A 22435-nucleotide genomic window follows, 5' to 3' on the forward strand; every position below is an offset into this window, starting at 1 on the left:
GGACTGAACTTGCTACAATAGAGAATGCTCTGTTTTATGGTAAAACCATATGCATAAATTGTGAGTTACACTTCTTGTTACATTATAGCATGCTTCAAAGGATTAGTCAATTTTCCCGGAGCAGGGGGATGCCGCGGGTATGTCCGGGTCCATAATAGAGCATAGTTTGTACGCAAGGGAGCCCTGCGTGGAGCAGGAGGAAACGGAACAGGAGCGATGCCAGTGACTACTGAACAGCAATGGAATGAAGAACAACGAAGAGTAGAAGATGTGACCGCAGTAATTAGCGGGCGTATTCGGAAGCTAGAGACAGAGGTTGGTTCTGTGCGCGGAGATGTCGTCGATATGCGTAAAGACTTCTGGGATGAAGTAACGATCAATTTCAGTGAGGCGGATGATGTGGGCGAGACGTCCACCAGTTTGCGTCAGCAGTCTGAGATTTTGTCTGAGCGGGAACGAAGACACAAGCATTCCACAGAGGCGTTAGGTCGTTTGAAAAAGTTGCTTGATTCACCGTATTTTGCACGCATTGATTTTGCTGAGGAAGGGCAGACTGCGGAACGTGTTTATCTGGGGATTGCCTCCCTGCTTGATAATCAAGATGAGGAATTTCTGATCTATGACTGGCGTGCGCCTATTTCCAATCTTTATTACGATAACATGCCGGGTCCCGCTTCTTATAAAACTCCGGCAGGGGAGATGGAAGGAGAGCTCACGCTTAAGCGTCAATTCTCGATCCGTGATGGACAGATCCGTTTTATGTTCGATACAGGGGTGACGATTGGAGACGAACTTCTTCAAGCCGTATTGAGCCGCAGCTCGGATGCTCAAATGAAAAGTATTGTCGCTACCATTCAAAAGGAGCAGAATCGAATCATCCGTGATGACCGAAGCCGTATGCTTATTGTTCAGGGAGCGGCAGGAAGTGGCAAAACCTCTGCAGCGCTTCAGAGAGTAGCGTATTTGCTGTATAAGTATCGGGATCGCTTGCGAGCGGATCAGGTCGTGTTATTTTCGCCTAATCCGATGTTTAACAGTTATGTATCGACAGTATTGCCTGAATTAGGTGAGGAAAATATGCTTCAGGCCACGTTTCAGGAATATTTGGAGCGGCGTTTGGGCCGGGAGTTTCAGTTAGAAGATCCATTTGAACAGCTGGAATATGTGCTTTCAGCGTCGTTACTGCCTGGGTATGAAGCCAGGATGGAAGGTATCCGTTTTAAATCGTCTAAGACGTTCCTACATGTGATTACAGGCTACAAGGCGTATTTGGAGCAGGAGGGCATGCGTTTTAAACCCATCCGCTTTCAGGGACGTGAGGTGGTTTCAGTAGAGCAGATGGCACGCAAGTTTTATGAATTCGACTCTACGGTGCGACTGGCGAATCGATTGGAACTGCTGCGGGATTGGATGCTTAAAGAGCTGGCCCGCTTTGGTAAGGAGGAATGCTCCGCTCCATGGGTGGATCAACAGATGGATCTGATGGAGCCGGAGGATTATCAGCGTGCCTATAACCGTATGCGCCGTAAATCCAAGAATAAGGGCGATACTTTCGACGATTTTGCACGTGAAAGAGAAATATTGGCGCGTATGGTGGTCAGTGACCGCTTAAAGCCTCTGCGCAAATGGATTAAGGCGCTTCGCTTCGTAGATACGACCCGGCTCTACAGCGAGCTGTTTATGAATGAGGCATTGTTGAGCCAACTGGCGAATCATGCAGAGCTGCCCGTCAGCTGGAGTGAAATTAGTCGGCAAACCCTGCAACGAATTCAGGCTGGGGAGTTAGCGTATGAGGATGTGACGCCCTTTTTATATTTGCGTGAGCTGATGCTGGGCTTTCGTTCCAATAGCAACATTCGTCACGTGTTTATTGATGAGGCACAGGACTATTCCCCATTCCAACTGGCGTTCTTCAAGCGTTTATTTCCACAGGCTAAAATGACGGCACTGGGTGATTTTAATCAGGCCATCTATGCCCATGCCTCGGTGCTTCAGGATGCAGAGCCATTGTATGACTTGTATGGGGCAGATCAGACCGAGATGATTTCCCTGACACGCAGCTATCGCTCGACACAGGAGATTGTGGAATTTACCCGGGGGATGGTCGCTGGGGGAGAGCACATTGTACCGTTTAACCGTAAGGGTGAGAAGCCTCTGGTAACCGAGGTGCGTTCACGTGAAAAGTTGCATCAACGGATAGCTGGGAATGTCACTGAATTGTTGGCAGAAGGCTATGAGTCCATCGCGGTGATCTGTAAAAATGCTGACGAAAGCGCGGCAGCCTACGAAGCGCTGGAAGGACAGCTGTCAGTGAAGCCAAAATTAATTAAGAAAACAACCCCCGCTTTTGAAAAGGGGATTCATATCATTCCAGCCTACCTGGCAAAAGGCGTGGAATTCGATGCGGTCCTGATTTATGACGGATCAGCGAAACAATACCAGCGTGAGAGTGAGCGTAAGTTGTTCTACACCGCCTGTACGCGAGCGATGCATTTGCTGCATATTTATAGCATAGGGGAGATTACACCATTCGTGAGTTTACGGGATTCGGATACGTATACCCGCAATGTGGAAGAAAGTGATCGTGTTCTGTAGAGAGGATATTGGCAATCAGCTGGGGACAAATGCCACAGGAACCTTTGCGATGTTTGAATAGATATAGAGTTGGCTGGCATTATGGAGCGTATTCCAGTAACATAAGCAAATAAGCAAAACAGGTAAGAAGCATAAACGGAGGTTACAAACGTAATGGACATGAAGAGTGTATTTCAACGCCCGCCACTGGCGGAGTGTGTACCCGAGTTAGTAGCTACAGCTAGAGGGGAGCGCAAGGCATCACTGGTGATCCGCGGAGGAACACTGGTCAATGTGGTATCGGGCGAGTTGCTGCCGGGCATGTCTATTGCTGTGCAAGGTTCTCGTATCGCTTACGTCGGTAGGGACGTCAGTCATGCGATTGGTGAAGACACCATAATCATTGAAGCGGATGGCCGCTATATGGCACCGGGGTTACTGGACGGACATTGTCACATCGAAAGCACGCAGCTTACGGTAACTGAGTTTGCTAAGGCTGTACTGCCGCTGGGAGTGACGGGTGGTTTTTTTGACCCGCATGAAATTTCTAATGTACTGGGTCTAAAAGGGCTTCGTCTGATGTTGGACGAAGCCCGCACGACACCGCTGGCAGCTTACATGCAGGTGGCTTCTTGCGTGCCGTCCACAGGTCCGGAGCTGGAAACGACGGGTGCCTCCTTCGGCCCGGCAGAAGTCGCAGAAGCGTTAAGCTGGGGCCCGGATATGATCGGGCTGGGCGAAGTCATGAATTTCCCTGGTGTCGTCTATGGAGACGATGTGATGATCGGGGAAATTCAGGCCACGCTGCGCGCGGGGAAGGTGGCGGATGGCCATTTTACATGGGCCTCCGATGATTGGCGACTGCCGGTCTATGCAGCCGCGGGAATTTCGGGCGACCACGAGTGTGTCACGCCCAAGGATGTAGCCGAGCGTATCCGGCTCGGCATGTATGCCAAGATGCGGCAAGGTTCCGCATGGCATGATGTGGCCGAGACGATCCGCGCCAGCACGGAAATGGGTCTCGACACGCGCCGCATGATGCTGGTAACGGATGACCGCAGCGCAGAATCCTTGCTCCATGAAGGGCAGATGGACTTCGTTGTGCGTCATGCCATTGCACAGGGCGTCAAGCCCGTAACCGCGTTTCAGATGGCTACGCTGAATACGGCAGAGCGCTTCGGCGTGGCACGGGACATCGGCTCGATCATTCCGGGTGCGATTGCCGACATTATTTTGCTTGATGGCCGATTGGCCGAAGTGAATGTGACGGCTACCATCGCAGCGGGCCAGCTGGTGGCCGAGCACGGTCAAATGGTCGCCGATTGGGACGGATTCGTTTATCCTGCGGAAGTAATGGACACGGTCCATCTGGGACGAGAGCTGAGTGCAGCAGATTTCCGCATTGCGGCTCCAGTACAGGAGGGGAACGTACCCGTACGTGTGATTCGTGTTACGGAAAATCACGTGGACACGAAGGAAGTGCGGATGACCGTTCCGGTGCGTGATGGTGAAGTTGCATCAGATCCTGCGCAGGATTTGTGCAAAATCGCCGTTTTAGAGCGACATCATGCCAGTGGCAGTCACGCGGTCGCACTTGTGACAGGTGTCGGCTTCACCGAGCCGGCTGCGATTGCCATGACCGTCGCGCATGATAGTCACAACCTGCTCGTCATTGGTAATGATGACGAGCTCATGACCCAGGCGGCGAAGCAGGCTGTTGGCCTGCGTGGTGGCGTGGTGGTCGTATCCGCCTCGGGTGAGACGCGCTTCCCGCTGCCTATTGCCGGGCTGATGTCACCAGCTCCGTTTGCAGAGGTGGCAGCGCAGTCCGAAAGTATCAGCCGCGCGCTTCAGCAAGCCGGCTGCATGCTGAACAACGCGCTGATGACTCTGTCACTGCTCGCACTGGTCGTTATCCCTGAAATCCGCCTGTCGGATCAGGGGCTTGTCGTGATTGGAGCGGATGGTATTCGCAAGGTATCTCTTTTCGTGGAAGAGGATGCTGCGGAAGTCTGAAAGAACACGTTGCTGGGGTTGTCCTGCGGGTCTGTCCAGACCTAAGGGATAACCCCTGTTTTTCATATACGAAGCCATAAAAGTTATCTTCGATTTCTTTATAAAAGTCAAGGAGCGGTGGGCAGATGCATCCCTATTATCGTTCACTAGAAAAAATGGCTCATCATGCCTCGATTATAGAGCAGGATTGGAACAGGTTTGTAGAGCAAACCCGTGTGAAGCATGTTCAGCAGGGAACGGTTCTCATTGAAGCAGGTGAGCTTGTGAAACATGCCTATTTTTGTTCAGAGGGATTATTCCGTTTATTTTATACATTAGCAGATGGCAGAGAATATAATGTCGGTTTTTCGCCAGAAGATGATTACGTAACCTCTTATGGGGCTATGATCCAAGAAGAAGCCTCCACTTTTTCGATTGAGGCAATGGAAGATTCGGTTGTCATTGAAATTCCATATCACGTATTGAAGGAGCTTATGGATACAAGCCATATGTGGGAAAGATTCGTGCGCAAGAGTGTAGAGAGACTTTACATTCGAAAAGAGGAGCGGGAACGCGAATTATTGTACCTCTCCGCTAAGGAACGTTATCACGCTTTTCTCCTCAAATACCCCGGATTGGACAAGCGAGTTGCCCAATATCATATAGCTTCTTACATAGGCGTCTCCCCTGTGTCACTTAGTCGTTTGCTGCGTAGTGATCCGCATTAACCTATGTTAATGCGAATTTGTAGACAAGCAGCGTACAATAACGATACATCATTCAAGCTTCACCAAAAAAAGGAGATAGGCATATGCGTTATATGATGATTGTATTATTGGAATTCTACCCTTCCTGGTTGGCTCTTCCTCGGGAGGAACGTCGAAAACATGCGGGGACCTTGCAGGCTACCATTCAAAAGTATAACGAACAGGTTCAGGTTCGGTTTTTTGATGCAGAAGCATTGCCTGGAAAGGACTACACCGATTTCGTCGTATGCGAAACAGAGGATATGAAGCAATATCACTATATGTGGGAAGAAATTCGCGATTCGGAACCGTATACCAAAGGATACATGAAGATTAAAGATGTAGTGATGGGTATGGAAAATGCATTTCAGTCCTATGAGTCAGAAATGTTACAGATGGAAAAATAACCTTCATTCCGCTTTCTATGTAAAATGAAGAGTTCATCTTATATACGGTTAATAAAGGCGAATTCCTGTGCTGCTTATGTTCAGCTGGGAATTTGCCTTTTATCTTTTGGAGACGAAAAAAGTGTAATAAGAAAAACCACATTATACAGTTGTGTTACTTATAATCTTCAGAAAACCGTTCTTCCCAGCGGTAAACATTAACTGATTAATGGATTTTCTTGCGGTATCATTAAACAAATACCACTCATCTTTCGATACGTCATGAACTAAAATCTCTGGATATTCTGTTGAAAGTTCAGATGGAACAGGACTAATTAAAGAATAAATATCAAAACGGACTAAGCTTTTCCCTTTTTTGTCTAAAAAATCATATTGTGCATTTTTATAATAAGACCCAAGTGTGTCAATAGTGAAGCTCCAAGAGTAGTTTGCAGGTGCTTCAACCTTTTCACCTATGTTGTTTGCAAAAATACTATAGATGGTTTCATTAAATGCATTTCCATTAATTTGCTGAACTACGCCGCCCATAAACATATGGTATTCATATTGCAATGCTTTTACTTGTACACCGTCTATGAACAGTGGTTTAGTATCAACAATCACTGCAAGGTTGCTGTAATTGACATTGCAGCCAAACGTCTCTGCAATAAAACGAAGTGGAACATATATGCGATTGTTTTTCGTGTATGGTTTTACATCAAGCAGTATCTTTTCGCCGTTTTTCTCCGCTGTACTTCTATTTATTGCTAATTTCACTTTCATATCGCTTTTAGCGAGAATAACCTCGGAATTGGACCATTCGACGCTAGCCCCCAAACTTTCACTAACAACACGTAGAGGTACCATTAAACGGTTGTTCTTCATTTCGGGCTTCACATCGGATGTAGCAGTCACACCGTCAACTTTGATTTGATTTTCTGCTGCATAAGTAGTGGATGATGAAATAAATAAAAAGATTGCAAGAAAAACCCAGCAGAATGCTTTGTTCATAAATGATTGCCCCTTTTTTGATTAAATTTGTTGTGAAGTAACTTTTCCCCATATTAAGACGCGATTGGATAAAATTTGTTGTGCTATCTTGTCTGTTAACTTAACGTAACAACCTGTTTGTACTATTATTTAACTTCCGATATTTACCAACGAAAAACTTCTAACCTTCGCGAAGGATTATGTCGATAACATTGAATATTGTTCATAAATTTTATGAAAGCAAATCCTTAGGGGGGAAGTTAATGAGAAAACAGCTAAAAGTTGCGATTTCTCTAGCATGTTTAATTATGTTTATAGGTTGTTCAGCTTCACCATTATCACAGCAGACGACCAAGATTACACTTTTGAATTCTAAATCTGAAATAAAAACCCAGTTAGAGGAAGTAGCAAAACAATACAATCAAGAGCACCCTGAAGTATCTTTAGAGATTATAACCGCTCCTGAGGGGACGTCTGCATATCAAAAGCTGATGTCGATGTATGGCTCAGGAAGTCCAGCTACCATGTCGATGCTTGATCCAGGCGACACGCAGACATTCTTGGATAAAGCTATTGATTTAAGTAAAGAGAAGTGGGTAGCCGATACGATAGAAAATGGACTTGACACCGTCAAGAAAAATGATGCTGTGCTGGGGTTTCCATTTGCAGTAGAAGGCTACGGATTAATTTACAATAAGAAAGTACTGGACAAAGCAACAGGGGGGGCTTTTGATGTTTCCTCGGTAAAAAGTAGAAGTAGCCTGAATTCATTAATGGCTAAAATTCAGAAGTCGGGAGTAGCACCGGACATGCTTTCACCAATGGACTGGTCTCTCGGCTCTCATCTTTTAGCTCTGTCTTATTCTGTTCAACCTGGGGGCTTTCCGGAGTTTGTTAAAGGTATGCAGAATAACTCCATTGATATGTCCCAGAACAATGTAATGTCTGGATGGGTACAAACTTTAGATCTGCTCAAGGATAACAACATTAATAAGCACTTGCCTTTGGACAGTACGTATGAAGATGGAGCCAAAGCTTTGGGAGAGGGCAAGGTAGGGCTTTGGTTTATGGGCAACTGGGCTTGGAATGGAATAAAGAGCAATGATACGGCAAATGAGGAATACGGTTTCTTGCCTCTTCCGCTAAACGATAATACGGATGATCCTAACAATGCTAAGATCACTGTCGGTGTGACAAAGTATATATTCATCGACTCCACAACTACCACACCTCAGCAGCAAGAGGAAGCAAAGAAGTTTTTGAACTGGCTGGTATATGAAAAATCCGGACAAGAACTTTTGGTTAACAAGGCCAATGTTATACCGGCGTTCAAGAATATTGACATGGTGCCTTCAGATCCTTTGAGTAAATCGATCAAGTCATATATGTCGAGCGGAAAGATGCTGCCGTTCATGGCAACCCTTCCACCTGATCATGGGGGCATCACAGGAGCATCTATCCAAAGCTACATCAGTGGAAAGATAGATAAGGCAGAGCTGTTGCGCCAAATACGTATATATTGGAAAGCTCAGCAGTGATGATACGAGACCAGTCACGGGAGGAAGATAAGGGTGTTTAAATTAACGTTAAAGAAAAAGATAATTAGTGCAGCGCTCATACTGGTGATCGTGCTGTCCCTTTCAAGTGTTATAGGCGTCATTAAGATGTCGGAAATGGGGGAGGCTTCTGATAAGGTAAATAACAGGTCTTTACCTGCAGTCATTCTTCTTCAAGGTATGGATAAGCAGATTACAGAAATCGATAGGCTCACCGTTCGAATGATACTCGAAGAGGATGCAGCCGTCCGCAGCACTTATCAAGAAGAACTAACCAAAGCTACAGCGTCAATGGATAAGAGTGTAAATAAATATCAAAGTTTAGCCTCCACGGCAGAGGAAAAAGAACTATTCACCGACTTTTATGGTCAGTGGGCAATGTATCTCCGCCATCTAAAGGTGGTTTCCGCGGCCATGGAAGAAAACGACAAGGTGATGGCCTACATGATCATCCATGGGAATTCTTCTATTTATAAGGCAGCCTTGGACGATGTGAATAAACTGAAGCTGCTTAATGAGCAGTACGCTACTGATGCCGCTAATCAATCGAGTCAATCTTACCATTCAGGTAGACTTTTGATGATTTCTCTGACTATCATATGTACGATCCTTGGAATTATCGGTTCTTTTTTACTGGCTCAATCGTTCACTAAGCCCATATTAAAGATAGCGGAACAGATAAAGCTGGTAACGAGAGGGGACCTGCAAGTGGAACCCCTTAGTATCCGATCCAAAGATGAGGTCGGGGAGCTGGCATCCGATTTTAATGAAATGTGCGATTCACTTCGCAATCTTTTAAAGGAAGTTGTGGATAATTCCTTACTGGTTGCCTCTACGGCTGAACAGTTAACGGCTAGTGCGGAACAGACAAGCATTGCTACCGAGCAGATAGCTATAAGTGCCACTCAGGTTGCGGAGGGATCTCAGACACAGCTTGTAGACATAGCTGAAACGCTGAATTACACGGTAGACGTTTCTAAAAGTGTAGAGAACATAACCAATCGCTTTGTGAATGTGGCAAATCTCACAACCCAAGCACAAGAAAAAGCAAACAACGGAAAAACCCAAATGTCTTCGACTGTTTCTCAAATAAGAGATGTGCATACCAAGGTAACTCAATCCGCTGAAGTAGTAAATATTCTAGGAGAAAAGTCTGCGGAGATCAGACAGATCACAGCTATGATCCGTGATATAGCAGCTCGAACCAATTTGCTTTCACTAAATGCGAGTATAGAAGCTGCGAGGGCGGGAGAGCAGGGAAAAGGGTTTGCGGTTGTTGCTTTTGAAGTACGCAATCTGTCGGCACAAGCAAGTGAAGCAACAGGCAAGATCTCTTCTCTGGTTAACGAAATTGCCTTAAGAACAGATGAAGTTGTGATTTCAATGAATGAAGGTGTTCAATCTCTGAATGAAGGCATGATGCTTGTCGAAGGCGTAGGTAACGTTTTTTCTGAGATTGTAGGTGCCGTTGAAGAAGTGAGCGGTGAGGTGGACACTGCGGCTGTAGAAGCAAGATCCGTAAATGAAGGGACCGTTTCTATGGTGGAATCGATGAAGAAAATTGCTGAAATCTCCGAACGTGCAGCAGATTCTACTCAAACAGTCGCAAGCGTAGTCGAGGAAACTACTGCATCCATGCAGGAAGTGTCTGCGGGTGCTAACATGCTTGCCAAGAGGGCGGAAGAGATGAATCAGACGGTGTCGGTATTCAAGATTTAAAATAAGCTTCAAATCAACTGGAGTTAAGAGCGGCAGCCTTGGACGAGAAAAAAGTCCTAGACTGCCGCTGTTTTGTTAAGCTTAAACCATTAGATTACGAATGAACTGCTTCAGCTTTTTTGGTTGCTCTTTTCAGATCCTGTTTACGGCGTTCTTCCAGATACCGCTCTCCATTCTTCTTGTCTGCTGTCAGTGTAAAACAGGATAGGATGGTGAATAGACCTGCAATGGAACCCAGAATTACATAAGTAATCGGGAAATTTAATACTTCATACATATGCCCGACAATGGGTGAGAAAATGGAAACCACCAGGGAGCCCATAAACAAATACAGCAGGTACATGGTGGAGGACAAGCGCTGGTCAAAGTTAACAGTAATGTACTTGAAGATGGCTACCAGAATAAGCGGTTTCTCCAGGGAGTGAATCATCTTCATCGCAGCCACCCATATAGAACCGAATGGCAGCGAAGAGCCGATAATACGCAAAGACATAATCGACCCGGCAATAATTAATGCCCATTTGGCGGTCGTTTTGTTCACAAACCAAGGGGTAACGAAAAGGAACACAAATTCCAGAAAAACCTGCACAGCGCTCAAATCGCCAAGGAATTGATTTCCTTCCGCTTTGGAACTGAACTGCGATACGAAGTATGTGGCAAACTGTTGGTCATATACCTCATAAATTTGGGTCACGCCAACCATGAATAGCATAAGAAACCAGAACTTTGTGGTACGTACGAGATGCAGCACATCAATGAGCTTCAACGATTCTGTTTTCTGCTGCTCCTGTCCAGAAATTTCGACTTTGGTCAGGAAGATGCAGATCATGGCAACAATGGCAGATACGGAGGCAATCCAGAAGGTCAGATTTACATTGATATTAATGACCCGTCCCGCAACAAAAGTAGCCGCCGCCCACCCGAGTGAACCCCACATACGAACCCGTCCGTATTCAAAGCCATATTTACGCGAAACTTTGTCCATATACGAATCGACGACACCGTTACCTGCATTAAATACCAGGCCGATAAATAGCGCACCAACAATGGCACCAATGACGAACTGCGTTTGAAGCAATGGACCGTATACATAGATAAAAAAGGGCCCGACGAGCAAAAGGATTGTAAAGAGTATGTACAGCAGGTGTTTTCTCAAGCCCAGCTTGTCAGATAAGTAACCGAACAAAGGCTGCATGATCAAGGCGACGATTGAGTTAGCCGCGTATAGAAATCCCGTGTAGGTTTCTGAAATTTCCAGGCTTTGTCCCAGCCAAATGACAAAAAAAGACATGGCGGCAGACCATGTAAATAGATAAGCGAAGTTAAAAATACTCAGAGACCAATAGTTGCGTTTTGCCAAATTCGTCATGTTTAAGCACCCCTTCAATTGTAGCCGCTCAAATTGTATTCAACGTTAATATGCATTGTTGTACTATTAATTGTAAGGATTATTCACTTGCTTCCATAGGGCATTTTCCCAAGATTTCCTGTGCTTATTACAATCAGTTGATGATTCGATTAAACCGCAGATTATGTAGTAATTTAAAACTTTTACGAGACCTACCGGGTGTGTGTAACTACATCTATGTCTTGTAAGAAATAAGTCCTACGTGTAAAATTCTCTTATAGTTCATTAAGCTCACTAAGTAGGAGGAGAAATATAGGGTAGCCTCATAATTGCAAAAGCAAGGGGATGAAATGATTCATTTTTGCAAGTACAAAGTTACTTGAAACGATGATCGTATATAGAGTAACATACTCTAGGCAATCAGATGCCGTTCTTTGAATGCAACAATTGGCTACGTTCCTATTAACATATAGTATACAAAATTAAAAGAAAACGAATAAAAACAAAATGTTGTGAGTTCGTGGTTGGAGGATTTATTATGTCTAAAAGTGTTTCTACGTCCTTTATTATCATTATAGGATCAATGCTATTTGCCTTATTTTTTGGCGCGGGGAATCTAATCTTTCCACCTATGCTTGGGCAAATGGCCGGAAAGAATGTATGGATAGCCAATGCGGGTTTCTTGGTTACCGGTGTCGGCTTACCATTACTAGCCGTCACAGCCTTTGTTTTTTCGGGCAAAAGCAATTTGCAAACTTTAGCGAGTCGTGTACATCCTGTATTCGGTCTTGTCTTTACAACAATCCTTTATCTAGCCATCGGGCCTTTGTATGCAATTCCTAGAACCGGTAGTGTGTCATTTGAAATTGGAGTAAAGCCTTTTTTTTCAGACAATGCAGATCATCCTGTCGCACTTTTTGTATTTACTATCCTTTTTTTTGCAGTTGCATGTTTGTTGTCACTTAATCCTACAAAAATTATTGATGTCATCGGAAAGTTCCTAACACCCATTAAATTGACATTCATTGGATTACTTGTGATTGTAGCTATTATTCACCCAATAGGAAAATTCCAAGAACCTGCGGAGGGTTATACATCCAATGTCTTTTTTAAAGGCTTTCAAGAGGGTTATTTAACATTGGACGCTCTTGTAGCCTTTATTTTTGGAATTATCATTGTGAATGCGATTAAGGATAGAGGGGTTAATACAAAAAAAGAGCTGATGATCATTTGTGGCAAAGCGATAGCAATTGCGGTTATACTCTTAGCTTTTATCTATACGTCTCTTTCATACATGGGAGCTTCTAGTGTTGAAAAACTGGGCATTTTAGGAAATGGTGCTGAGGTGTTAGCTAAGGTTTCCTCCTATTATTTTGGATCTTATGGATCTATTCTATTAGGCTTAATGATTACAGTAGCGTGTTTAACGACAAGTGTGGGGCTTATCACTTCCTGCTCTTCCTTTTTTCATGGATTATTTCCAAAAGTCTCTTACAAAAGAGTCGCTCTCATGTTATCTATATTTAGTATCCTTGTAGCCAACATAGGTTTAACACAGCTCATTAAGGTTTCAACGCCAGTATTAATGGCAATATATCCTATTGCTATTTCTCTAATATTTTTAACTTTTTTACATCCCGTATTTAAAGGAAAGTCAGAAGTATATCAAGGCAGTTTGATATTAGCCTTTATCATTAGTTTATTTGATGGCTTGAATGCTGCTGGAATAAAAATTAATGTAATTAATGATTTTTTCACCCATTTTCTCCCATTATATAATGTAGGGTTAGGGTGGTTAATTCCCTCTGTTTTAGGAGGTGTAGCTGGCTACATATTTACTAAATTAAGAGGAAGAAAAATAATTTTAGTACTTATGAAGCCCAAAAAAAACAAATAATTTATCCTATGCATATCAGTCTGTTATATAAGGGACAGCAAGCGCCTGATCTGCTTCGTGCTGCTTACGGTACTGCGAAGGGGTCAGGCCTTTCCACTTTTTAAAGGTCGCAATAAAGTAGCTTAGATTGTCAAATCCAACATCCAGCGCAATATCAACCACTTTGCGATCACTTTGCTCCAGCAACCTGCAAGCCTTTTGAATCCGATGATAGTTGATATATTCTACCGGGCTTTTCTGAACCATCTGCTTAAAAAAACGGCAAAAATGCCCTTCACTCATTCCAATCTCATCTGCGATTTCCCGTAAACGTATAGGCTCATGAGCATGACTATTGATATACGCCAACGCTTTTTTGATCCGTTCAACTTTGTTGCGTTGACCCGCCATAATCACATCTTCTCCGTTAGCGGGGGTCATGTGTGGGTACAGGCAGGCGATCATGCTATAAAGCTGTGCCTTGGTCGCCAGTTCACGGGCAGGCGCATTCTGTTCATGGCTGGTGATAATGTATCGCAATGCAGCCAGCACCTCTTGCTCCCAGAGCTGCACGCCGCGAATGTGGGGGGGAGGGACAAGCTTTTTACTGATAAATGGGTCAATAAACTGCGTCTGCACCGTATCCTGCGTGCGGCTGTGGAGTATGTCGGGGTGAAACACCACCGCAGAAAATACACAGCGAGGACTTTTTTGTAAATAACCGGCGTGAAGCTCGCCACTGTTTACAAAAAGGGCTTCACCTTCGCTAACCTCCGTATAGACCATATCCGTCTGAAATACAGCGGTCCCTTGTTCCACTACGATAAACTCCATTTCCTCATGCCAATGGGACTCCAATATACTATTTCCGTTCAATTGCTCTACGCTCGGATATACGCTGACCGGATACATGGGATTGCCGTGAATGCGGTTTTCTCGTAACATTTCCCTTTGCATTTCAATGATTCCTTTCGGCAAACTGATTTATATAGAAAACATCAAAATATTGATATAATACGTCAAAATAAAAGAAGTAAACCCTTACATAAATCAATATTATTATAGTAAGGATTTCGAAAAAATCCAACAAGCGATTTGGAATCAAGAATATAAAGATTGAGACGGAGGAAGGAATAGATGAAATTTACTGATGGCTATTGGTTGGTTCGCAAGGGCTATGAAATACAAAATCCTGCTGAAATCCGTGATATCGTGACGGACGATGCTTCCATGACGGTATATGCAGCAACCCACCGGATCGAGCATAAAGGAGATACACTGAACGGAGCGTTGCTGAAAGCGACCTACAGCTCGCCTATGCCGAATGTCATTCGGGTACGTCTAAACCACCATAAGGGACGGGTGCATCAGGGACCGGATTTTGAAATTCACACCTTGCCAACAGAGGTAGGCATTACGGTGGATGAGGACGCAGCGGTACTGAAAAGCGGCGATCTGAGTGTGCGAGTCGGTCGTGGAAAGAGCTGGGACGTAGGCTTTTATGTCGAGGATCGCAGAGTCACAGGTAGCGGACATCGGGGACCAGGCTATATTACAGACCCGCAGGATCAGCCTTTTTTTCGGGAACAGCTGGAGCTGGGCATCGGTGAGTACGTATACGGACTCGGAGAGCGTTTCACTCCGTTCGTAAAAAATGGCCAAGTGGTCGATATCTGGAATGAAGATGGCGGGACCAGCAGTGAGCAGGCCTATAAAAACATTCCATTTTATCTATCTAATAAAGGGTATGGTGTGTTCGTCAACCATCCGGAAAAGGTATCCTATGAGATTGCATCGGAAAATGTATCAAAGGTTCAGTTTAGCGTCTCCGGCGAATCGTTAGAGTATTTTATTATTGGAGGAGCTAACCCTAAAGAGGTACTGGACAATTACACCAAGCTGACGGGTAAGCCTGCATTACCACCAGCCTGGACTTTTGGTTTGTGGCTGACCACTTCGTTCACAACAGATTACGATGAAGCCACAGTGAATCATTTTGTGGACGGGATGGCTGAGCGAGATCTGCCACTCTCGGTATTCCATTTTGACTGCTTCTGGATGAAGGAATACCAATGGTGCGATTTCCAGTGGGATCAAGACATGTTCCCAGACCCGGAAGGCATGCTGCAAAGATTGAAGGCAAAGGGGCTCAAAATTTGTGCATGGATCAATCCGTATATTGCTGAGAAATCCATTTTGTTTGATGAAGGCATGGAGAATGGTTATCTGGTCAAAACCGCCGATGGTGGCGTGTGGCAATGGGATATGTGGCAGGCGGGGATGGGGCTGGTTGACTTCACGAATCCGGCTGCAGTCGCCTGGTACCAGGATAAGCTGAAGGTGTTAGTAGATCAGGGGGTAGATTGCTTCAAAACTGATTTTGGCGAGCGCATCCCTACCCATGTGGTATATCATGACGGATCTGATCCGATGAAAATGCATAACTATTATACGCATTTGTACAATAAGGCTGTATTTGATGTGCTGGAGGAAAAGCTGGGTAAAAATGAAGCCGCGTTATTTGCACGTTCCGCTACAGCCGGAGGGCAACAGTTCCCGGTTCACTGGGGAGGAGACTGCTCGTCGACGTATGAGTCGATGGCGGAATCTTTACGAGGCGGTTTGTCGCTTGGTTTGAGCGGCTTCGGCTTCTGGAGCCATGATATTAGCGGCTTTGAGTTAACGGCTGCGCCGGACGTATACAAACGGTGGGTACAATTTGGACTTCTGTCCTCCCATAGCCGTCTGCACGGAAACGAATCCTATCGCGTGCCTTGGCTATTTGACGAAGAATCAGTGGATGTGGTGCGTAGCTTTACAAAACTCAAATGCTCGCTAATGCCATACCTGTATCCTTCTGCTGTGGAATCCTCGGTAAAGGGACTGCCGATGATGCGGGCTATGGTATTGGAATTCCCGCAGGACCCAACCTGTGCAACACTGGATCTGCAATACATGCTGGGGGATTCCATTTTGGTAGCCCCAATCTTTAATAAAGAAGGCAATGTACAGTATTATGTACCAGAGGGTCAGTGGACAAATTTACTTACGAATGAGAGCGTGTCAGGTGGTCGTTGGGTCAACGAGCATCATGATTTTACAACTTTGCCTGTGCTCGTGAAGCCGAACACACTGTTGGCAATCGGTCATGAGGACAGTCGTCCGGATTATGATTATGCTGATCAAGTGGCGCTTCATTTGTTTGAGCTTGGTGAGGGGCAACAGGCTCGAACGGTTATCGTGAATACGTCAGGTGAAGAAGAGCTAACGGTTATTGCCAGCCGCAAGGACTCTGTCATTACAGTAAAGGCAGAAGGTGCTGTTAAACCATGGTCGATCGTCCTGCGCGGTATCCACGAGGCTGTTCAAGTGGAGCAAGGCAGCAGCCAGTCGGGAGAACAGGGTGTAATTATTACACCAGCTTCCAGTGGACAGCAAGAGCTTACGATTCACTTGGGCTAGGTAAGGCGCTAGAAAGTGGATGAAGTATGTCACAATGTAGCGATTATATGTAAAGAAAGGGCTTGCCTGATCCAACAGGCAAGCCCTTTTTGATGCAGATTTTTGATAGAATCAGTTGCAACTTTTAGCATTGGTTATCTACTCCTATCCATTCTGCTGGAGTAGTAGCGGTACAATATACTGCCGGAAAATATCCACAGGAGTCCGTTTCTTTTTGAATTTATCGGCGGTAACGACAACAACCATGTCATACGACGGGACGACAACAATATATTGCCCACCAAAGCCGAGAGCGTAAAAATAGTCCGTTTCACTTCCTGTATCTGTTCCATCTGAAAAGGAAGAAGTCCACCAGTGCCATCCGTAAAATGCTTTTTGTGGTTTGGCAGCAGGGAGAAACGGACGGGTTGAATATCGAACCGTCTATGCTTGGATGATCTGCCGTCCTTCCCAGCCTCCTTCATTCAGGTAAAGCTGCCCGAATTTGAGCATGTCCATTGGCCTGAGATGCAGTCCGAAGCCTCCCGTATGAGTGCCCTGAGGATCGGTTTCCCAATGGTAGCTTTCGATACCGAGCGGTTGGAATAATTGCTGTTCGGCAAATTCAGCAACTGTTTGTCCAGAAACATGACGTAGTATGGTGGCCAAAAGTTGAGAACAGCCAGAACTGTACTCCATTCGCGTGCCTGGCACATCCGATAATGGCTGTGAAAGTACAAATTGCACCCAGTCTGACGTTTTGCTCATGGTAGGAAAAGAGTTTTGTCCGCCAAACTCCGTCCAGTTAAAGCCTGCGGACATCGTCAGCAGATGTTCAATCGTAATATCATGTTTTCGAGAATCACTATCTGTGGCCAACTGGGGAAAGAATTCGAGGATCGGCGTCTCCGGTTTCGGTCCCTGTTGCTGGTTCATAGCGATACTAACTAATGCAGAAATCACGCTTTTGGTGCAGGAATTTATTTTATAGAGTTCGTTAGCAATTTGAGGTTCACGATAGTAATTCAAGATCATGTTACCCTGCTGCTCAATAAGGCAGCTGCGGGTTTCCAACTCGTTAAGCACGTGAATAAGCGGTTTGAGCTCCAGACTGTTCATGCAGATCCTCCTTGAGGCTTATGCTATACCAATACATAGTATATCATTTAAATAGTCTGAAATTCGAAGAGTACAAACTGAAAACAGTTCATTTACCTAATTTTGAATTTTTTTGTTTTTTGATATTAAAAAAGATATATATGTTCACTGAATAGACATAAATATATTTAAAAATCTATACACTATTTTCTATTTCATTCAAAAAAACAATCGAATAAAACGATATATAGTAAGTTGGACATTTTATTCAGAAATAACTGGGGGACCGATTCATGAATTTAACGATTAAGGCCAAAATGATTCTTAGCGCGATACTGATCCCGAGTGTGATTGCAGCAATGCTGCTGACCAATTACATTTTAAGCGTACATAGTGAGAATGAGTACAAGGATATTATGAATCGTGAAGAGGCTATTGCGTATAACTCGAAGTCTCTTCAATTTTTGTTAAACGGCATATCTAATGATGAGCGGGCATATTTGCTAACTCGTGACGAACAGTATGGGAAAGAGATCGGAAACAAGCAAAGTGAAGTTGCAAAGTTGCTACAGGAGACAGAAGCTCTGCTTAGTACAGGCAATGAGGATTCTAGTAAAAAGATGACTGATCTCAAGACGGGGATTAATACCTATATGAATCAAGTTCATCGTTTACTGACTACAGCGGGGTATCAGAGTACAAGAGATGACGCTTTCCCGCCATTTTCTGATTTGCTCGATGATTTTGAAAACGAACGGGTGTTGCGCAAGCAACTTGATACCAAGGTAGTAGCCTTCGTCAAAGCTCAAGAGGATATGGTGACGGTGAAAGTACAGCAAGCGCACCAAACGATGACGAATACATCCTTGATTACGAGTATTGTAGGGCTTCTGGTTATCATTTACAGTATTTTTCAATCCATCGTTCTGATTCGTTCAATTCGTCCATTACACCATATGAATGAGCAACTGTTGGAAATGTCTGAAGGTGGGGGAGATTTGCGTAGCCGACTGGATATTACGTCCAAAGACGAAATCGGTATGATTGCAAGCTCCTACAACAAGCTTATTGAGGGATTCCGCAGTATTATAGTGGATGCTCAGGATACGGCGCGTACATTAACCGTAACCGCAGAACGGGTTAGCGTAAGTACAGAGGAAATGAATCAGGCCAATCGTCATACTTCCGGTGTAATGGAAGAATTAGCGGCTGGTATGGAGCATCAGGTCGACGATATTACACAAACTACAGATACTGTGAAAGAGCTTGCCCACGAACTGGAGCATATTGCAGCTACGAGCCAGCAGGTATATGAGTTGTCTGATACAGCCGCTAAAGATGCAGAAGCAGGGGAACAATCTATAGGTCAGGCTATGCGTCAGATGGAGAAGGTAAGCGAAAGTGTAGACAGCTCTGCACGTGCTGTACGTTCACTTAGTGAACAGGCCGAACAGATTGGCATGATTGGAGCTGTTATTACTGGAATTGCTAAACAGACAGGAATGCTGGCGCTCAACGCGTCGATTGAAGCGGCAAGAGCCGGAGAGCAGGGCAAAGGATTTGCAGTTGTAGCCTCTGAGGTAAGAAGATTGGCCGAGCAGGTATCGGTTTCAGCAGCAGAAATCACACAATTTGTGCAAAATATTCAGGAGCATGTTGGAAATGTCGCTTCCAGTATGCAGACAGGGACGGTTGAAGTGCAGTCTGGCGTAAAGGTCATGCAATCCGCAGAAACCGCATTTCGTCAGATTGGAAGTTCCATTCAACAGGTCAGCGAACAGATTCACAATGTAAACCGGTCCGTAGAACAAATGTCCGGCGGATCAGAGCGAATGGTGGAAGCAGTAGAACGTATTCGTGAAGTAGCAGAGCAGTCGGCAGGAGGAACCCAGAGCGTCAGTGCGGCGGCTGAAGAGCAACTGGCTTCCATGGAGGAAATTGCATCATCTATTCATACACTGGCGGATATGTCGCAACTGCTGAATGCAAGGGTCGGTGGATTTAAAGTGTAGCCGTATAAATCCCCACCAATGTAAACACAATAACATCTGTTGAACAAATCTGAACAGCTGTGTTATTACTTTTGCAAAGGTGGTAACGGGATGCAACAAAATAAGGGGAATCTGCTTGCGTTAGGTTCCATCCCGCTGATGATGACGCTGGGTAATTCCATGCTGATTCCTGTGTTACCGGAAATCGGACGTAAGCTACATGTAAGCTCTTTTCGGATTAGCATGTTGATTACAGTATATGCGGTGGTGGCCATTTTACTGATACCGATTGCGGGCTATCTCTCCGACCGATTTGGCCGTAAGGCGGTGATTGTTCCCTGTCTGATTCTGACGGTGATTGGTGGGGGGATTTCTGCAGCGGGAGCATGGCTGCTTCACGATTCGGCAGCATACTGGACCATTATTGCAGGCCGTCTACTTCAGGGTGCGGGAGCGGCAGGGGCTTTTCCTATAGTCATTCCGCTTGTGGGTGATCTGTACGAGAATGAGGATGAGGCCAGTAAGAACCTGGGGGTCGTCGAGACTTACAACACATTTGGCAAAGTGCTAAGTCCGATACTCGGTGCCGCATTGGGAGCTGTTCTATGGTTTTTGCCACTGGCCGTAATTCCAGGCCTCTGTCTGATTTCGCTCATTTTGGTGCTTTGGCTGATCCATGTGCCTAAGCGTAAGAACCAACCGATTATGTTTCGGGAGTTTGTGGGAAATGTGAAGCGGGTGCTTGCCGAAAAAGGACGTTGGCTCTATGCTATTTTCGCTATGGGCGGCATTTGTATGTTTGTCATTTTTGGCGTCTTGTTCTACTTATCCGACTTCTTGGAAAGTCGTTACAACCTCCATGGAGTGTGGAAAGGTTTTGTGTTAGCCATTCCGTTGATTTCCCTCTGTCTGTGCTCTTATGTAGGAGGCAAGATCATCGGCAAGCACAAAAAGCGCATGAAGTGGATCGGTTTTAGTGGTTTGGCCATATTGACGATCAGTTTTGCCATTCTCGGATTTATCCAAAATATTTATGCGGTGATCGGACTGTTTACGTTAGGGGGCGGCGGAATTGGGCTTGCGCTGCCTTGTTTGGATTCTCTCATTACAAAGGGAATTGAAAAAGAGGAACGCGGAACCATTACTGCCCTGTATAGCAGCATGCGCTTTGTAGGGGTGTCACTAGGCCCTCCGGTTGTATCCTTGCTGCTGGGCAGCAGTGGACATGGTCTGCTCTTTGGCGTGATGGCCGCAGTGGGAGGCATTGCAGCTCTGCTGATGCTGTTTGCAGTCAGACCCAAGCAGGATGAACCCACAGATGACAAATCCACGGACCGTATGAGTGTAAATGAGGAGCAAACAAGCGTGTCCCGAGAAAAGCCTCGTTCTCCCAAGCTAAGACGCAAAACTCCTGCGAAATAAATGAAAAAGCACCCATTGTCCATGAAACCATGGCAACGGGTGTTTTTGATAACTAAGCAAGTAAGAGCTAATGTTCATTTGTAAAATATAGTCTTACCCTTCTAGAGGGAGATGCGTCTTAGGCTTGCGGCTCACAACGATTTGTATGACATAGATCAGTAAGAACAGTACAACAAACAGCGAGGAAAGACGGTACATCCACGCATAATCACTTGCTTTGGCGATAATGCCAAGTATAAGCGCTCCGGCTGCAACCCCGAAATCGAGGGAATTGAGAAACATACCGTTTGCCATGCCCCTCTGTTTAGGAGACACGACCTGAATCATCCAGGTTTGGAGGGTCGGCTGCATGACACCAAACCCGATACCGTAGCAAAGAGCAGACATATACATGAAGACATCACTGTGTGCGTAGGAAAGCAGGATCAGACCGCCAATTAAAAACAGGGAGCCAGGGATGAGCAGTGCTTTTGCCCCTTTTTTGTCATAAATACGGCCCGAGAAGGGACGCACGATCAGCACGGATACCGCATTAAACAGGAAAAAGTAGGCCGGATGTGCCAGATTTGCTTCATCCCCGTAAAGCGCCATAAAGCCGAGTAATCCACCATATGTGATAGACATCAGCATGTTCAACAAGGCGGGAACCCACAATTTACGGTTAAATGCCGGTTTTCGCCCTTCTTCCAAAGGAACCATAGGTGGTTCGATGTGCCCTTTGGGTAGTGTACGAATCAGCCAGTAAGCCAACGGGAATATCACAACAATTACAGCTGCTGTCGTATAGGCAAGCAGGTTGAAACTCCCGTATTGAAGCATCGAAATGCCGATGGTCGGCCCAATCGACATCGCTAGACTAGTGGACAGACTAAAGAAGCCCATTCCTTCACCGAGACGTTTGGGCGGGATGACGTCAGAGGCCATCGTTGGAAAGGCCGTGCTACTCATACCGAAGCCAATCCCAAATAACATCCGCATGAGCAGAAGCACTGTAATCGTTGGCGAAACACTGTACCCCAGCGTTCCTGCCAATGCAAACAGCAGTCCCACGAAGATCAGGGTACTGCGATGTCCCTTTTCCAGCATACGGGCTGAAAAGAGTCGTGCTGCAATCGCACTTAAAGCGAATAAGGTGGTAACGAGACTCACCTGAACGGAACTAGCGTGGAATGTATTTTTCACATAAGAAGGAATGGAAGATAGGATCATCTGTAATTCCAGAAACAAAAATAAATTGGAAACCGTAAGAACGATAAATTCCTTGGTCCAAAGAGGTTGCTTGCCTTGTTGCAT

At 45.3% G+C, this 22435-nt stretch carries 14 protein-coding genes and 1 pseudogene; 10 read left to right on the plus strand and 5 right to left on the minus strand.

Translation table 11 applies throughout. The features are described from left to right. Window positions 1–216 precede the first annotated feature (216 nt). From helD to MKY16_RS09480, 4 genes are all read left to right on the plus strand, one after another. The gene (helD, locus tag MKY16_RS09465) at window positions 217–2595 is read left to right on the plus strand and encodes an RNA polymerase recycling motor HelD (RefSeq protein WP_340955135.1); all 2379 of its coding nucleotides are present in this window, start codon (window positions 217–219) and stop codon (window positions 2593–2595) included. A 153-nt stretch (window positions 2596–2748) separates the two neighbouring features. Continuing rightward, on the plus strand, window positions 2749–4590 hold the full coding sequence (locus MKY16_RS09470) for an adenine deaminase (RefSeq protein WP_340955136.1): 1842 nt from the start codon (window positions 2749–2751) through the stop codon (window positions 4588–4590). Window positions 4591–4715: 125 nt separating this feature from the next. Next, on the plus strand, window positions 4716–5297 hold the full coding sequence (locus MKY16_RS09475) for a Crp/Fnr family transcriptional regulator (protein ID WP_029516774.1): 582 nt from the start codon (window positions 4716–4718) through the stop codon (window positions 5295–5297). Between the two features lie 83 nt (window positions 5298–5380). Next, window positions 5381–5722 (plus strand): darcynin family protein, encoded by a 342-nt coding sequence (locus tag MKY16_RS09480; protein ID WP_029516775.1) that lies wholly within the window; start codon window positions 5381–5383, stop codon window positions 5720–5722. Window positions 5723–5863: 141 nt separating this feature from the next. On the opposite strand, the gene MKY16_RS09485 is transcribed toward MKY16_RS09480, so the two are convergent. Continuing rightward, window positions 5864–6712 (minus strand): copper amine oxidase N-terminal domain-containing protein, encoded by an 849-nt coding sequence (locus MKY16_RS09485; protein ID WP_069011366.1) that lies wholly within the window; start codon window positions 6710–6712, stop codon window positions 5864–5866. A 242-nt stretch (window positions 6713–6954) separates the two neighbouring features. Between MKY16_RS09485 and MKY16_RS09490 the strand changes: the two genes are divergently transcribed. Together MKY16_RS09490 and MKY16_RS09495 are read left to right on the plus strand one after the other, a co-directional pair. After that, window positions 6955–8229: an ABC transporter substrate-binding protein gene (locus MKY16_RS09490; protein ID WP_340955138.1), complete on the plus strand. Its 1275-nt coding sequence runs from the start codon at window positions 6955–6957 to the stop codon at window positions 8227–8229. Between the two features lie 33 nt (window positions 8230–8262). Further along, window positions 8263–9966: a methyl-accepting chemotaxis protein gene (locus MKY16_RS09495; protein WP_029516778.1), complete on the plus strand. Its 1704-nt coding sequence runs from the start codon at window positions 8263–8265 to the stop codon at window positions 9964–9966. Between the two features lie 94 nt (window positions 9967–10060). Here MKY16_RS09495 and MKY16_RS09500 read toward each other — a convergent pair whose 3' ends face one another. Then, window positions 10061–11335, minus strand: coding sequence for an oligosaccharide MFS transporter (locus MKY16_RS09500; RefSeq protein WP_069011367.1), 1275 nt, complete (start codon window positions 11333–11335; stop codon window positions 10061–10063). Window positions 11336–11852: 517 nt separating this feature from the next. Between MKY16_RS09500 and brnQ the strand changes: the two genes are divergently transcribed. After that, window positions 11853–13211, plus strand: coding sequence for a branched-chain amino acid transport system II carrier protein (gene brnQ, locus MKY16_RS09505; RefSeq protein ID WP_340955140.1), 1359 nt, complete (start codon window positions 11853–11855; stop codon window positions 13209–13211). Window positions 13212–13226: 15 nt separating this feature from the next. Here brnQ and MKY16_RS09510 read toward each other — a convergent pair whose 3' ends face one another. Beyond that, window positions 13227–14147, minus strand: a complete 921-nt coding sequence (locus MKY16_RS09510; protein WP_340955142.1) for an AraC family transcriptional regulator — start codon at window positions 14145–14147, stop codon at window positions 13227–13229. Window positions 14148–14327: 180 nt separating this feature from the next. Between MKY16_RS09510 and yicI the strand changes: the two genes are divergently transcribed. After that, window positions 14328–16652 carry an alpha-xylosidase gene (yicI, locus tag MKY16_RS09515; protein WP_340955144.1) on the plus strand — a complete coding sequence of 775 codons (2325 nt, stop codon included), beginning with the start codon at window positions 14328–14330 and terminating at the stop codon, window positions 16650–16652. A 144-nt stretch (window positions 16653–16796) separates the two neighbouring features. On the opposite strand, the pseudogene MKY16_RS09520 reads toward yicI, so the two are convergent. Continuing rightward, a pseudogene (locus MKY16_RS09520) lies at window positions 16797–17750 on the minus strand (serine hydrolase domain-containing protein). A gap of 272 nt (window positions 17751–18022) precedes the next feature. Between MKY16_RS09520 and MKY16_RS09525 the strand changes: the two are divergent. Beyond that, window positions 18023–19741, plus strand: coding sequence for a methyl-accepting chemotaxis protein (locus MKY16_RS09525; RefSeq protein WP_069011371.1), 1719 nt, complete (start codon window positions 18023–18025; stop codon window positions 19739–19741). 90 nt (window positions 19742–19831) lie between these two features. Next, window positions 19832–21142 (plus strand): MFS transporter, encoded by a 1311-nt coding sequence (locus MKY16_RS09530; protein WP_340955146.1) that lies wholly within the window; start codon window positions 19832–19834, stop codon window positions 21140–21142. 93 nt (window positions 21143–21235) lie between these two features. Here the strand turns inward: MKY16_RS09530 and MKY16_RS09535 are convergent, their stop codons facing one another. Continuing rightward, window positions 21236–22435 (minus strand): MFS transporter, encoded by a 1200-nt coding sequence (locus MKY16_RS09535; protein ID WP_029516786.1) that lies wholly within the window; start codon window positions 22433–22435, stop codon window positions 21236–21238.

It is taken from the genome of Paenibacillus sp. FSL L8-0641 (genome assembly GCF_038006265.1).
Taxonomy (GTDB): domain Bacteria; phylum Bacillota; class Bacilli; order Paenibacillales; family Paenibacillaceae; genus Paenibacillus; species Paenibacillus polymyxa_D.